This is a genomic window from Streptococcus sp. 27098_8_109 (assembly GCF_041432295.1).
Taxonomy (GTDB): Bacteria; Bacillota; Bacilli; order Lactobacillales; family Streptococcaceae; genus Streptococcus.
In genome coordinates this window covers 1-14,486 of the sequence record NZ_JAPVZJ010000010.1, presented here as the reverse complement: position 1 = coordinate 14,486, position 14,486 = coordinate 1, and the positions used below count along the sequence as shown (strand labels likewise).

Genomic DNA, 14,486 nt, shown 5'->3' with positions numbered 1-14,486 from the left:
GTTCTTACCTCATGTTTCTTAGATTTTCTTTTAGGAGGGATTGGTAATGTCGTGAGACATGAACCTCCTTGTGGGTCTGATAAAAGGAAATGGTGCCCGTTCCTGAAAAGGACTTGTCCACCGAGTAAACTTGCCGAATATTAGCAATGGTCGACTTGGATACTCGACTGAAATAACGGGGCAGGATAGACTCTAACTCATAGAGTTTAAGTCGAACCTCGTAGGCATCTTTCTGGGTATGGGCGTAAATCTTGTTCCCCTCTGTTTCAAAGAAAAGAATTTCCGACAAGTCCAGATAATATTCACCCGTCCCCTTGTAAAAAATCAACCGAGGAGACTTGGATTCTTGCAAGAGGCGCTGTAAATCCGCAATCTCATCTGTCAAAGCCGCTGCCTTGATGACAATTTCAGTTTCCTCTAAATTGCTGTCAATTTCGATTCGTAACTTCATTCCATCTCCTTTCTGACTCTACTATATCAAAGCCAAAATAAGAAAACAAGAGCAAAAAAGCAAGTGGTTACTTTAGCCACGTAAGTGGTTGTAAGACCGCCTTAACTTACAGGTCAAAATAGAAAGAAAATCAAACCCCACACAAGGGCACAAATATAACCAACCAAGACATCCTTGGGATAATGGACGCCACCTAGGACTCTTACTAGACCCAGGAGGGCTGACAAGACCAACAAGATAAGCCCTACAGATAGACTAGCGTGTAAGCAAGCAATGGAGATAATGGTTGCTGAAAAGACATGACGACTAGGCATAGACTGACCAGGACTATCTCTGTCTAGTAGCGGTACAATTTCCCAAACTTCATAAGGCCTAGGGGCATTGATTTTCTTACGAAGAAAGGACAAAATCACAAAACCTGATGCAGGAATAAACACATACATCAAGACCTGTTTCCCAAATCCTTCTCGGAAATAGATAGTGGTTAACAAGGTCAGATAAACTATAGGCATAACTACTGTCATGAACCGATTGAAAACTCTTAACAATCTCAGAAAGAGAGGATTATTTTTAATGATACCAGCGATGTGGTCATACCATTCTTGATAATTTTTCATATATTCTCTCATCACTTACTCAAATTTTGCTTACAGGGAAGCACTTGTCTTCTAGTATAGTGCAGAAAAAGAAGGCCGTCAAGCCTTCTTTGGGTTTATTCTTCTGCTTCGTCTTCTGTAAATTGACTGTTATAAAGGTCAGCGTAGAAGCCTCCTTGTGCCATCAACTCATCATGATTGCCTTGCTCAATGATATTGCCATCTTTCATGACAAGAATCAGATCAGCATTTCGGATAGTTGACAAGCGGTGGGCGATGACAAAGGAAGTTCTTCCCTCCATCAATCGGTCCATGGCTTTCTGGATCAATTCCTCAGTACGAGTATCAACCGAAGATGTCGCCTCATCTAAAATCAAGAGTGGTGAATCTTTCAACAAAGCACGAGCGATGGTCAAGAGTTGTTTTTGTCCGACAGACAAGGTCACTGTGTCGTCCAAGACGGTATCGTAACCATCTGGTAGAGTCATGATAAAGTGGTGAATACCAACAGCCTTGCTGGCTTCAATCACGCGCTCATCACTAATACCTGTTTGGTTATAGATGAGATTGTCGCGAATGGTGCCTTCAAAGAGCCAGGTGTCCTGCAAGACCATTGAAAAGGCATCGTGTACTTCCGAACGCTTCATCTCCTTGGTATCCACACCATCGATGCGGATACTTCCCTTATCAATCTCATAAAACTTCATCAAAAGATTGACAATAGTCGTCTTCCCAGCTCCAGTAGGACCGACAATGGCAACTTTTTGACCTGCATGAGCGGTCGCAGAAAAGTCATGAATAATGGTTCTCTCTGGTGTGTAACCAAAGGAAACTCGATCAAAGACCACTTGACCTTTCATAGCGCTCAATTGTCTTTCTTTATGGGATTCATCTTCCATTTCCTCTTCACCTAAGAATTCGAAAACACGTCCCATGGCTGCGCTAGCCTGCTGCAGACTAGTAATCCCTTGAGCGATTTGTGAAAGGGGCTGAGAAAAGATACGCACGTAGGCCATAAAGGCAACGATAATCCCGATACTAATCTGCCCATTTAAGGCCAAGGCTGCACCGACGATAATCACTAAGGCATAGCTAAAGTTCCCAATGAACATCATGATCGGCATCATAATCCCTGAAATAAACTGAGATTTCCAGATACTGTCATATAGACGATGGTTTAGTGTCGCAAATTCTTCTTTGGTGCTCTCGATGGCATTATAACTGGTCACCACATTATGGCCAGAGTACATTTCCTCCACATAGCCATTAACGGCTGCCAAATCCTGTTGCTGACTCTTAAAGAAGCCCTGCGATTTGCCCATAAAGATGGAAACGAAGGAAAAACCGATAAGAGTTGAAACAACTGTCACCAAGGCTAAAATCCAGTTCATCCCAAACATGGTTACCAAGACTGCCACGACCAATAAAGTGGATGAAAGAACTGTTCCCAGACTTTGATTGAGGGATTGGGCTGCAGTGTCAACGTCATTGGTCACACGAGACAAGGTATCTCCTTGAGAATGTCCATCAAAATATCCTAATGGAAGACGATTAATTTTCTCTGCAATCGCTGTTCTCAAGCGCTCTGAAAAACGTTGAATGGCTGTTGTAAACAGAAAGGCTTGCAAATAATTTGATAGAAGCCCAATCACATAGATGACGGCCAAAAAACCACCAATAGCTGCAACCGCCGCGACATCTACACTTGTTTCTAGTCCACTGGCAATAATATTAGTCATTTCCTTGATGCGGGTCGGGCCATATACAGTAATGATATTGGATAAGATTGTTGCTAGAAAGGCGATTAGAAGGGCAAACTGGAGACCTGCAAGATAGGGTTTACTCTGTTTCCAAAGAGACATTTTCTTATTTTCCATGTTCCAATTCCTCCTTCGATAGTTGTGAATAGGCAATTTCTTGGTAAACTTCGTTATTAGCTAGAAGTTCCTTGTGGGTGCCTTGTCCCACGACTTTTCCTTGATCCAAGACCAAAATCAAATCAGCATCCATAATTGTAGAAATTCGCTGAGCGACGATAAGCTTGGTCATAGGTTTTGTTTTCTCTGCTAGCTCTTGGCGTAGGACACGGTCTGTCTTGTAGTCCAAGGCTGAGAAGGAGTCATCAAAGATGAGGATTTCTGGATTCCGAGCCAAGGCACGCGCAATGGCCAGACGCTGTCTTTGACCACCTGAGAAGTTGGTTCCTCCTTGGGCCACTTCTGACTCTAAGCCCGCTTCCTTGTCTTCGATAAAGTTCTTAGACTGGGCCAATTCCAAAGCTTGCCACATAGCCTGCTCACTAAGCGGTGTTTCTTGACTTTGTCCAAAGTCTAGATTGCCCTTGACATCCCCTGAAAAGAGAATCGCTTTCTGAGGAATATAACCAACCTTGTTGCGCAAATCATTCAAGTCATAGTCTTGAACATTGACACCGTCTACCAGGATTTCTCCTGCTGACACATCGTAGAAACGTGGAATCAGATTGACCAGAGTTGATTTACCTGAACCCGTTGACCCAATGAAGGCCACTGTTTGACCAGTTTCTGCTTTAAAGCTAACATTCTCAATAACCGCCTCCGAATTTGCCGCATATCGGAAGGTCACATCCTTAAATTCGACCTGACCTTTGAGGTTTTCATCAGCCAGCTGCACTTGAGCAGGGTTTTGGATAGAAGAATGCAAATCTAAAACTTGATTAATGCGCTTAGCAGAGACTATAGTTCGGGGAAGAACGATGAAGAGTGCTCCCATGAGAAGGAAGCCCATGACAACCTGCATGGCATAAGACATGAAAACAATCATATCACTAAAGAGAGGCAGACGTGCTATCGGAGCAGCGTCGTTAATCACATAGGCCCCAATCCAGTAAATCGCCACACTCAAACCACTTGAAATTCCCATCATGATAGGGTTCAAAATAGCCATAAGACGGTTGACAAACAAATTCAAGCGTGTCAATTCATCATTTGCTGCTGCAAATTTTTCATTTTGGTATTCTTCAGCATTGTAGGCGCGAACGACGCGAATACCTGTTAAACTCTCACGAGTGATACTGTTCAGTTTATCAGTCAGCCCCTGAATCAAGGACTGTTTTGGAAAGGCTAGCGTCATCAAAACAGTCGTCATCAGAACGTTGACAATCACTGCCACAAGTACGGCCCAGAGCCAGTATTCTGAATGACCTAAAATCTTCCCGATAGCCCAGATAGCCATAATCGGACCACGCGTAACTACTTGCAAGCCCATGGTAATCAACATCTGAACTTGAGTAATGTCATTGGTAGTACGAGTTAAAAGACTGGGAATAGAGAATCTCTTAATCTCTGTCTGCGAGTAATCCAAAACTCGGTTAAAAATATCACTTCTCAGCCTACTAGTATAAGAAGCCGCCACTCGGGATGCAAAAAATCCAACTGCGACTGCGGATAAGAAGGCAAAAAAAGACATTCCGACCATCATACCTGCTGGTTGCCATAACTCATCCAAGTTGGTTCCTTGACTTCCCAGCAAATCCGTAATTTTCGAGATATAGGTCGGAACTTCCAACTCTAGGTAGACTGAAAAGCAGGTAAAGAGAATGGCTAGTAAAATCATCCCCCATTCTTTTCTACTAATTCGTTTAGCTAATTTCTTCATTATCTCCTCCTATTCTCTTGATATTTTCCTGTAGTTGATTGAGGACTTTCTCAAAAATCAGTAATTCATCTTCATCAATGTCTGCCATCAACTGCTTGTCTATGCGTTCAAAGAAGGCCTTAACCTGCTTCATTCGAGAACGTGCTTTGTCCGTCAAATGAACAAATTTTGCCCGCTTATCGCTAGGACTCGCCTCCAATTCCACCAAACCATTTTGCACCATACGCTTGACCAAATTACTAGCAACAGACTTGGTAATATTGAGTTCCTGCTCGATATCCTTAATCAGGACCAGTTCCTCTTTTTGTTCACAATGATCTAAAAAATGCAGAACCTGCCCTTGAGGCCCACCCATAAATTCAATACCACAACGTTTGGCTTCCTTTTGCACCATCAGGTGAATCTGATGACCAAAACGCTTAAAGACTAACATCGGTTTATCCATACTAACTCCTTTCTAACTATCACATTTAGTTCTCCTAGGAACTAAATAAGTTTCCATGAGAACTATTTTACCACTTTAAAAAGAGATGTCAAGAAAAAGTTTCCTAGAGAACTATTTTAGTTTAAATTGACATTAGGCAAGATTTTTTATATAATTAGTGCTCACTACTGTGGGTAGGAATCCATTCACTCAATGAAGGGAGAAAACTTTCAAATGAAACCAGAAGAACAACGAGTTTTAGGAATCTTAGCAACCATTTTTGGAGCCATCGCACTTTTAGGATCCTGGATCCCGTTTATTAACTATCCATCGTTGTTCATCGGCATCGTCGCATTTATCTTGGGGATTATCGGTCTTATCGTCAACCTCAAAAAACGGAAAAAAATAGCTATTATCGGAACATCCCTGGCAGTTGCCTCTGTTGTACTTTTCTTTACGACTCAGGTACTATACGCTGATGTCTACAAAGAGTATGCCAGGGAGTTTTACCGTTCCTACATGGATACGAATGCCTCAATGGAACGCGAAGAAAAAAGCGGCTCGACAGACGATACCTTCACCTGGACTCAAGAACAGTTCGACGCCTTAATCGAAGGTGACCTTGACAACAAAGGAAAAGGTGGTACCAACTACAAGGATATTATCAACAAACACGGATAGCCAGATTCCGAGTTTGACTTCACTCTTGGGGGTTACGATACGAAAAAAATCACCTATATCTCCATTGGAGACAAGATCAAGACTGTTACCTTAACTTTTGCAAAACAGGACAATGGAAAGCTCTTGCTCGTCCAAAAACATGCAGTCGGTCTAGGTCTAGAAAAAAGCAATCAACAAAACGATTCTGAAACCAGATTCTAAGTTCAAATATCAAAAAAACGAACAGCTAGTAAAACTGTTCGTTTTTCTATTAAAATCCATCTACGTTTGTGTAGATCTTTTGTACGTCTTCGTCGTCTTCAAGAACGCTGTAAAGTTTTTCAAAGGTTTCAAGGTCATCCCCTGACAATTCCACTTCTGACTGAGGAATCATTTCTAATTCAGTAACTTGGAATTCTTCGACACCTGACTCACGGAGGGCAACGATAGCCTTATGAAGGTCAGTTGGAGCTGTGTAAACTGTGATTGTACCTTCTTCTGCTTCTACATCATCCACATCCACATCTGCTTCAAGCAATTGCTCAAAGACTGCATCGGCATCTTCACCTGCAAATACGATAACTCCCTTGTTGTCAAAGAGGTATGAAACCGAACCTGAAGCGCCCATGTTTCCACCGTTTTTACCAAAGGCAGCACGGACATTAGCCGCTGTACGGTTAACGTTTGAAGTCAAAGTATCCACGATCAACATAGAACCATTTGGTCCAAAACCTTCGTAACGTCCTTCTGTAAAGGTTTCGTCTGTGTTTCCTTTAGCCTTGTCCAAAGCTTTATCGATAACGTGTTTTGGCACTTGAGCTTGTTTAGCACGGTCGATAACGAATTTCAAAGCTGAGTTTGATTCTGGATCTGGATCACCTTTTTTAGCTGCTACATAGATTTCTACACCAAATTTTGCATATACTTTAGAGTTAGCTCCATCTTTAGCCGTTTTCTTGGCTACGATATTGGCCCATTTACGTCCCATTAGGAATCTCCTTTTTTCACATTTTAATCTTTCTTATTATAACACAAGTTTTTTCGATTTTCACTAGAGGAAATGGATTTTATTCAGTAAATACAACTAGGATAGCACTTTAGTTGCTAAAATTTCCTTGCCTTCTTTTATCAAGGGGTGACGAAACAGTGAGAAATACAGTTGAATGGTCATGGCAACCCAGATTAAGGGTTCGCAAAGGATAACTCCCTTATATCCTGCCCAAGGGATAATCAAAACCACAAAAGCGATTTTCCCGATTAGTTCGATAAAGCTAGAAACCAGAGGAAGGATTTTTTGCCCCAAACCCTGCAAACAATTGCGATAAATCAACAAGAGACTCAAAATAGGATAAAAGGCTGAACTGATTTGCAAGTACAGACTTCCATTTTCTATCAAGTAACCATTTGTCGAACTAGCCAAGAAGGAAACCAAGGTTGGACTGGCAAAAAAGAGGAAGATACAAACAAAAACTGCCCAGGATATACTTAGACGACTGCCGATTCGAAGTCCTTGAACAATGCGGTCTGGTCGCTTAGCTCCTAGATTCTGAGAAGCAAAGGTCGTCATTGATGCAGAAATAGCAGTCATGGGAAGAAGGGCGAAAGCCATAATGCGTCGAGCTGCCGTCTGGGCACTAATAATCACTGCACCAAAGGTATTAACAGAAGACTGTAAAATCACACTGCCGATCGATACAATTGAACTCATCAAACCCATAGCTAAACCTTGCTCCAAGAGATCAGCGTACAAAGCCTTGTTCCATTTGAAATGCTTGAGTTGAGGCAAAAGTTCTGGCACACTCTTACGGATATAATAAAAGCAGAGAACCGCTGATAAGCCTTGCGAAATGATGGTAGCAAGGCCTGCAGATTGAACTCCCAGATGCAATTGCGTAATGAAATAGAGATCCAGAACCACATTAACCAGAGCAGAGAAAATCAGAAATCCAAGCGCTGCCAGACTGTCCCCAATGGACCGCAACAAACCTGCAAAGAGATTATAGGCAAAGCTGACACCGACACAGGTCACAATCATAGAAATATATTGATAGGACTGGGGAAGAATTTCTGCAGGAGTATCTAGGTATTGCAAGAGAGGATACAAACCAAGAAATCCCAGCAGCATAACTACAATACTCAAAAGAGCACCTAAAATCCAGGTGGCTGCTACTGCCTCCTTGATTTTAGTGAAATTCCGAGCTCCATAATAGCGGGCAATGACAATCCCCATGCCATTACCAACACCAAGAGTAAAACCTACAATCAGGTCAAAAATCGCTGTCGTCGCCCCTACCGCAGCCAAGGATTCTTGACCAAGGAAACGTCCAACAATCAAGACATCAGCAGTATTATAGAGCTGTTGAAAAATATTTGATAGCAAGATTGGGAAGGCGAAGTTTAAGAGCGAGGGAAGAATTGGACCATGTATCAGGTCCACTGTTCGTTTTTTATTCATAAGGCTATTATATCAGCTTTCCAGAGGAGCGACAAGAAACAGCAAACTATGCGTGAGCGGAAAACCAGAATAAGGCATCGAAAAAGCAGTGGATTTGCTCCACTACTTTAACAACTTATTCTTCAATTTCGATTTCAAGCTCATCGCCTAGGTCAAGGGTTACTTCTTCATTCACAGAGTCTACTTGAGCTGCTTCATCTTTTTTGCTTTCAGCAATTTCTTCTCCATCAATCAAACCAAATTGAACACGGACTTGACGGTCAATCTCATCAAAGACTTCTGGGTTATCTGCCAAGTATTTCTTAGCATTTTCAGAACCTTGCCCGATTTTCTCATCCTTGTAAGAGTACCAAGCTCCTGCTTTTTTGATGATGTCCAAATCGCTTGCGATTTTTAAGAGTTCACCAGTCTTAGAAATCCCTTCTCCGTACATGATTTCAACGAAGGCTTCCTTAAATGGTGGAGCCACCTTGTTTTTCACGACCTTGATCTTGGTTTCTTTACCGACATTGGTGTCTTTTTGGTCACCAGTTCCCTTGATTTGTGTACTTCCACGAACATCCAAACGGACTGATGCGTAAAATTTCAGAGCACGTCCACCAGGAGTTGTTTCTGGATTTCCAAACATAACCCCAACTTTTTCACGTAATTGGTTGATAAAGATGGCAATTGTTTTGGTTTTATTGATAGAAGCACCAAGTTTACGCATAGCCTGGCTCATCATACGAGCCTGCAAACCAACGTGGCTATCACCGATATCTCCATCAATTTCCGCACGAGGTACAAGGGCCGCAACTGAGTCGACTACGACAAGATCCACGGCTCCTGAGTCAATCAATTTTCCTGCAATCTCAAGACCTTGCTCTCCTGAGTCTGGTTGTGACAAGAGCAATTCGTCAATGTTGACACCAAGGGCCGCAGCATAAGCTGGATCAAGGGCATGTTCCGCATCGATAAAGGCAGCAATACCACCTTCTTTTTGTGCTTGCGCAACTGCATGAAGGGCAACCGTTGTCTTACCAGATGACTCTGGCCCATAGATTTCAATGATACGTCCCTTAGGATAACCACCTGAACCAAGGGCAATGTCAAGAGCCAAAGAACCTGAGCTCATCACTTGCACCTTTTGCTCGGCACGTTCACCCAAACGCATGATTGATCCTTTACCAAAGTCTTTCTCAATCAATTTAAGAGCGTCATTCAAGGCTTTTTCACGTTCTGCCCCGAATTTTTTTGAAATTTCATCTAATTTTTTTGGTTTTTTCGCCATTCTATTCTCCTACATTCTAATGGTCCTCAGACCTATCTACTATTATATCAAAAGTTAGTCACTTAATAAAGCCTTGCGAACTAGATTAAAGGCATGCATAACCGCAATGTGACGTACATCTGCTCGACTTCTGCCTCCAATATTGACCTTGATAACCTCAGTTCCTTGCTCTTGAGCCAAGCCTATGAAGACTGTCCCAGCTGGATGTCCTTCTAGGCTATCTGGCCCTGCCACACCAGTCAAACTAAGGCCAAAATCAGACTGGGTCTTGATTCGTGCCTGCTCAGCCATCTTCTGTGCTGTAAATTCAGACACCACACCCTGTTCTTCCAAATCCTTGACAGGAATATCCAACATCTTTGATTTTTCCTCCAAGCTATAGGTTACAAAACCACCCTTAAATATACTTGAAGCACCCGAAAAATCCGCTACCCTAGCTTGGAAAAGACCAGCCGTCAAACTCTCAGCAGACGTGATGGTTTTCCCTTGCCTTTTCAGTTCTTCTACCACAATGCTAGCTAAACTAGTTTCTTCCCCATAACCATAACAAAGATCTCGTAAAGAAAGGCCTTCAAAGGTCTGGCGACCTAAGATTTGATTTTCCAAGATATCCAGCACTTGATTCGCCTCTTCTTGGCTGCTAGCTTTTGTTGACAGACGCAGAGTGACTTCTCCTGTCTTAGCATAAGGGGCCAAGGTCGGATCGGTTTGATTATCAATCAAATCAGACAAAATCGTAACCAACTGGCTCTCGCCAATCCCAAAGAAACGAAGAACTCGGGAATGCAGCTTGCTCCCTGTCATCAACTTGGGTAGAAGTTGGTTTAAAACCATAGGTTTTAATTCACTTGGTGGACCTGGAAGGACAACGTAGGTCACTCCATCGACTTCCAATATTCCTCCCACAGCCAGTCCTGTTTCATTTGGCAGTGGAATCGCTCCTTCTACAAGTTGAGCTTGTCTTTCGTTATTCGGTGTTCGGGCATAGTCTGGTCTCTGGGCAAAAAAGACATCCAACTTCTCCTGCGCCTGAGGATCAAAGACTAATTCTTTCCCTAAAAATTTAGCCAGAGTTTGTTTGGTCAAATCGTCCTCAGTTGGCCCTAAACCACCTGTCAAAATCACTAGACTACTACGTTGACTGGCAATTTCGAGCAAAGACAAGAGACGAGCTTCATTGTCTCCTACAGCCGTCTGAAAATATACATCTACCCCAATCTCTGCTAGTTTTTCCGACAAAAACTGAGCATTGGTATTGACAATCTGTCCTGTCAAAATCTCTGTTCCAACAGCAATGATTTCTGCTTTCATGTTTCCTCCTACCTATCTATTCGTATTTTTTTGAAAAAATCGCAGGAAATTTCCCACGATTTCAACTATAAATTAGATTATTCTACATCTTCTTGATTTCTTGTACTACTAATCGTACCTGTTCCCAAACCGATACCATTTTGATTTCCGAGAACATTTTCATATAAGACTGCATTTGTCTCTAACTCTGTCACCTTCGGTTTATCAAGTGAAGTTCTCAAAAGATTCTGGATCTCTAACAAATGGTTAGCAGTTACGATTTGATAAGATGTCCCTTGCAATTCGGCGTCTTCTCCTCGTAATTGTTGAGTTTCAATCGTTTTAAACGAGTCCTGGTAACCTAACAAGCTTGGAATACTTTTCGCAGATAGATCAATATTAGTCTGCATATTGGTACTTAAGGCTTTTAGGATAGATTGATAGTGACTAACACTATTCAAGCTAAGAACTTTTTCAACAACCTTTTGAATGACTTCACGCTGACGCTTCTGACGTCCGTAGTCCCCTTCTGGATCCTGGTAGCGCATGCGAGAATAAACAAGAGCTTCATCTCCATTTAGAGTTTGTTGCCCAACACCAATAGAAATAGTATTAAATTCCTCTTGGTCACTAATAGAAATCGGGAAACCTAGCGTGTTATTGACAGTTATACCACCCACTGCATCGACTAATTGTTGTAATCCGTGCATATTGACCATAATATAGCGGTCAATATGGATGTTCATCATCTTCTGAATGGTTGAGATAGCTAATTCTGCACCTCCACCCGCATAGGCGGCATTCAGTTTCGCTTCTTCAATACTACCATCTTTATGCTGAATTTTAGTCAGGATATCACGTTCCAAACTCAACATCATGGTCTTTTTCGTGTGCGGATTAACTGTCAAAAGAATCATGGAATCACTATTTCCCTCCCAAGGGTCCGTTCGTTCTTCGTTTCCAGTATCAACCCCCATTAAAAGGATCGTTAAGGGTTCAGTAGCCTCAATAACATTGGTTTCTTCCCCAATCTTTTTATAGGTTTTTGATAAGGTTTCTGTACCTTGCTGATAAATAGTATAAGCAAAAACACCCACACCTAAAACTGTCACAGCTAGAAAAGCTAGCACCATTCCAATAATTTTTTTAACCATATTTCTATCAATCTATCAGTCTACCCATCAGGTAAACATCTATAAATTTCCCTTCTTCTATGTACGCACCGCGCTCTTGTCTACCTTCAATTACAAAGCCATGCTGTTGATATAAATGAACTGCACCCTGATTGCGAGTTTGGACAGTTAGTTGAAGTCGACGAAGAATGCCACTAGCCTGTGCCCATTCTACGACTTCTTCAAGTAACAAACTTCCCAGTCCATTATTCCAATACTTCTTACCAATCACAATGAAGAGATCACCGATATGACGAACTCTCTTGCGTTGATCAGCTGTGATATTTACAAGACCCGCAATTTCATCATTCAACAAGGCCAGTAAAGTGATTTGATTTTCCGAGTGAGCCTGTTTATCCAAAAACAACTCCATCTCAGTATCTGTCATCAAAATGCCATTCCTGTCCAGACTGGTAAAATCTGTTTCTACACTGACACGATTTAAAAATGATACTAACTCAACAGCATCACCAGGTTCTGCTTCTCTAATGAGCAATTCATACTCCATGTTGAAGCTCCTCTAAGAGTTTTTCTGCACGCAAACCCTTTGCTTGGAAATGTAGTCTGCGACCCTCTTCTTCTTTTAGAATTTCCAATTCTAAATAAGTATCTGGCAAGGCATCACCTAAAAGATGCCCCCACTCGATGACAGTTACCCCACCACCAAAGAGAAACTCATCTAAATCAATAGAATCAGCATCCCCCTCTATACGATAAACATCTAGGTGGTAAAGTGGAAGACGACCTTCATACTCTCTTACGATAGTGTAGGTTGGACTCTTAATCATCTGAAAAATATGTAATCCTTTAGCAAGACCTTTTGTAAATGTCGTTTTGCCTGCTCCAAGTTCACCAGTTAAAATTAAGACATCATTCTTTTCTAATAAATAGCCCAAACGTTCACCTAAGGACTGTAACTCTTCTTCGTTTTTAGTGTACATGTTTCTATTATACCAAAAAGTTGTCCTTTGTCTAGGTATTATCTATGAATTCCATATTATAAATTGTAAAACTAGAACTATCTCTTTTTTTGTTCTTAAAATAGAAACAGCAAGAAGACAACTAACAAGATATCTCTCATCAAATGACTGTAAAATGAAACTTCCCAGCGAATGACTTTTGGCACCAACAGTCCTAGAAATAGCATTCCCAAGGCAATATAAAAGGTCATGGACAATAGCATCCAAGGATTTCTGAGAAAGATTAGAGTAGCTAGTCCACTAATAAAACAGATTTCCTTCTTTCCTAAAATCTTTTTCAATCCATTTAAATACTTCTGAATCGGTAAAAAGACTAGCAAATCAATACCAAATAAGAAAAAGAAACTAGGTAGAAAGGCTTCCACAAACCCTTCTACGGATGTATTTCCTGCAAGGATATGCTCTATGACAATTAAGGCTAAACCCAAAATGTTTACTAAGAGCAAGAGACTATACAAGAATTGTTGCTTATCTTCCTTAAAAACTGAATAAGATTGATTTCCCTGTCCTCTATAGTAGTTTACCCCTGCACCAATACTGGCAAGGAGCAACATGCCAATTAAATAATAGAAGCAGTTTTGATTTAACATCAAGGCCCAAGTCGATAAACTTAAACAAGAACAGCTACTAAGTCCAAAAACCGTCAGCAATAACAAAACACGAATTTGCTTTTTCATTTTTTCCATCATTCTTCCTCCCTTACTTGCTCTTATTATAGGCTAGAAATCCTCCCCATTGCTAGAATATTTCTCAACTGTCAGTTTTCTACTCTAAAATGCAAAAAAGTTTGATGCAAGTAACCCTTACATCAAACTTTTACTACTTTCCGTCAAACCAAAGAGCAATTTCTCGCTTAGCTGACTCTTCTGAATCTGACCCATGTACAACATTTTGGATAGCTTGGTTTTCACTAGCAGCTTTTGCAAAATCACCTCGAATCGTTCCTGGTAAAGCTTCTTCTGGACGAGTCGCACCCATCATAGTCCGCCAAGTTTCGATTACTTTGGGGCCTGAAATGATACCCACAAGAACAGGGTCTGAAGTCATAAATTCACGAATCGGTGGGTAAAAACTTTGACCAACCAAGTCCTGATAGTGCTGATCAATCAACTCTTCTGAAACCTGTGAACGCAACTCCAATTTTTCGATTGTAAATCCACGTTGTTCAATGCGTTTCAACACCTCACCCACTAATCCTCTTTTTACACCGTCTGGTTTAATGATAAAAAATGTTTGTTCCATACCTATCTCCTTTGTCAGCTTCTTTCTTTTATACTCTTCGAAAATCTCTTCAAACCACGTCAACGTCGCCTTGCCGTAGGTATGGTTACTGACTTCGTCAGTTCTATCCACAACCTCAAAACAGTGTTTTGAGCTGACTTCGTCAGTTCTATCTACAACCTCAAAGCAGTGCTTTGAGCAACCTGCGGCTAGTTTCCTAGTTTGCTTTTTGATTTTCATTGAGTATTATTTTACCACATTTCATGGAAAAATGGAGAAAATTTTCAGAAAAGAGAAAGAGAACCCGAGGGTTCTCTCATTCTCTCTTATT

The 14,486-nt window shown here is 41.4% G+C and carries 14 protein-coding genes and 1 pseudogene; 1 reads left to right on the top strand and 14 read right to left on the bottom strand.

The genetic code is table 11. From position 1 onward, the window contains the following. Positions 1-4 precede the first annotated feature (4 nt). From O3664_RS05245 to O3664_RS05225, 5 genes are all read right to left on the bottom strand, one after another. Complete coding sequence (locus O3664_RS05245; RefSeq protein ID WP_020901878.1) at positions 5-451, bottom strand: LytTR family DNA-binding domain-containing protein; 447 nt, start codon at positions 449-451, stop codon at positions 5-7. Between the two features lie 113 nt (positions 452-564). Then, positions 565-1,068: a phosphatase PAP2 family protein gene (locus O3664_RS05240; RefSeq protein WP_371613716.1), complete on the bottom strand. Its 504-nt coding sequence runs from the start codon at positions 1,066-1,068 to the stop codon at positions 565-567. 95 nt (positions 1,069-1,163) lie between these two features. After that, on the bottom strand, positions 1,164-2,924 hold the full coding sequence (locus O3664_RS05235; protein ID WP_371613715.1) for an ABC transporter ATP-binding protein: 1,761 nt from the start codon (positions 2,922-2,924) through the stop codon (positions 1,164-1,166). After that, entirely contained in the window at positions 2,914-4,683 is a 1,770-nt protein-coding gene (locus O3664_RS05230) for an ABC transporter ATP-binding protein (RefSeq protein ID WP_084928789.1), read from the bottom strand. Before O3664_RS05230 ends, O3664_RS05235 begins: the two co-directional genes overlap by 11 nt. Then, entirely contained in the window at positions 4,667-5,128 is a 462-nt protein-coding gene (locus O3664_RS05225; RefSeq protein ID WP_084928788.1) for a MarR family winged helix-turn-helix transcriptional regulator, read from the bottom strand. The genes O3664_RS05230 and O3664_RS05225 overlap by 17 nt, the downstream gene beginning before the upstream one ends. 213 nt (positions 5,129-5,341) lie before the next feature. On the opposite strand from O3664_RS05225, the pseudogene O3664_RS05220 reads away from it, so the two are divergent. Continuing rightward, positions 5,342-5,989: pseudogene (locus O3664_RS05220) on the top strand (DUF4190 domain-containing protein). 49 nt (positions 5,990-6,038) lie between these two features. Here O3664_RS05220 and O3664_RS05215 read toward each other — a convergent pair. The 9 genes from O3664_RS05215 to ndk form a co-directional block, all read right to left on the bottom strand. Further along, on the bottom strand, positions 6,039-6,755 hold the full coding sequence (locus tag O3664_RS05215; RefSeq protein ID WP_000532883.1) for a YebC/PmpR family DNA-binding transcriptional regulator: 717 nt from the start codon (positions 6,753-6,755) through the stop codon (positions 6,039-6,041). A 96-nt stretch (positions 6,756-6,851) separates the two neighbouring features. Continuing rightward, positions 6,852-8,222 carry an MATE family efflux transporter gene (locus tag O3664_RS05210; protein WP_084928787.1) on the bottom strand — a complete coding sequence of 457 codons (1,371 nt, stop codon included), beginning with the start codon at positions 8,220-8,222 and terminating at the stop codon, positions 6,852-6,854. 115 nt (positions 8,223-8,337) lie between these two features. Beyond that, positions 8,338-9,492, bottom strand: coding sequence for a recombinase RecA (gene recA, locus O3664_RS05205; RefSeq protein WP_049550557.1), 1,155 nt, complete (start codon positions 9,490-9,492; stop codon positions 8,338-8,340). A 54-nt stretch (positions 9,493-9,546) separates the two neighbouring features. Further along, a complete protein-coding gene (locus tag O3664_RS05200; RefSeq protein WP_000642690.1) occupies positions 9,547-10,803 on the bottom strand; it encodes a competence/damage-inducible protein A in 1,257 nt (418 codons plus the stop codon). 77 nt (positions 10,804-10,880) lie between these two features. After that, positions 10,881-11,936: an LCP family protein gene (locus O3664_RS05195; protein WP_020902719.1), complete on the bottom strand. Its 1,056-nt coding sequence runs from the start codon at positions 11,934-11,936 to the stop codon at positions 10,881-10,883. Between the two features lie 7 nt (positions 11,937-11,943). Further along, on the bottom strand, positions 11,944-12,462 hold the full coding sequence (locus O3664_RS05190) for an N-acetyltransferase family protein (protein ID WP_371613714.1): 519 nt from the start codon (positions 12,460-12,462) through the stop codon (positions 11,944-11,946). Then, positions 12,452-12,895 (bottom strand): tRNA (adenosine(37)-N6)-threonylcarbamoyltransferase complex ATPase subunit type 1 TsaE, encoded by a 444-nt coding sequence (gene tsaE / locus O3664_RS05185; RefSeq protein ID WP_229294475.1) that lies wholly within the window; start codon positions 12,893-12,895, stop codon positions 12,452-12,454. Before tsaE ends, O3664_RS05190 begins: the two co-directional genes overlap by 11 nt. Positions 12,896-12,990: 95 nt before the next feature. Then, positions 12,991-13,620, bottom strand: a complete 630-nt coding sequence (locus O3664_RS05180) for a competence protein (RefSeq protein WP_261120328.1) — start codon at positions 13,618-13,620, stop codon at positions 12,991-12,993. Positions 13,621-13,753: 133 nt separating this feature from the next. Then, on the bottom strand, positions 13,754-14,176 hold the full coding sequence (gene ndk, locus O3664_RS05175; RefSeq protein ID WP_084928885.1) for a nucleoside-diphosphate kinase: 423 nt from the start codon (positions 14,174-14,176) through the stop codon (positions 13,754-13,756). Between the last annotated feature and the right edge of the window lie 310 nt (positions 14,177-14,486).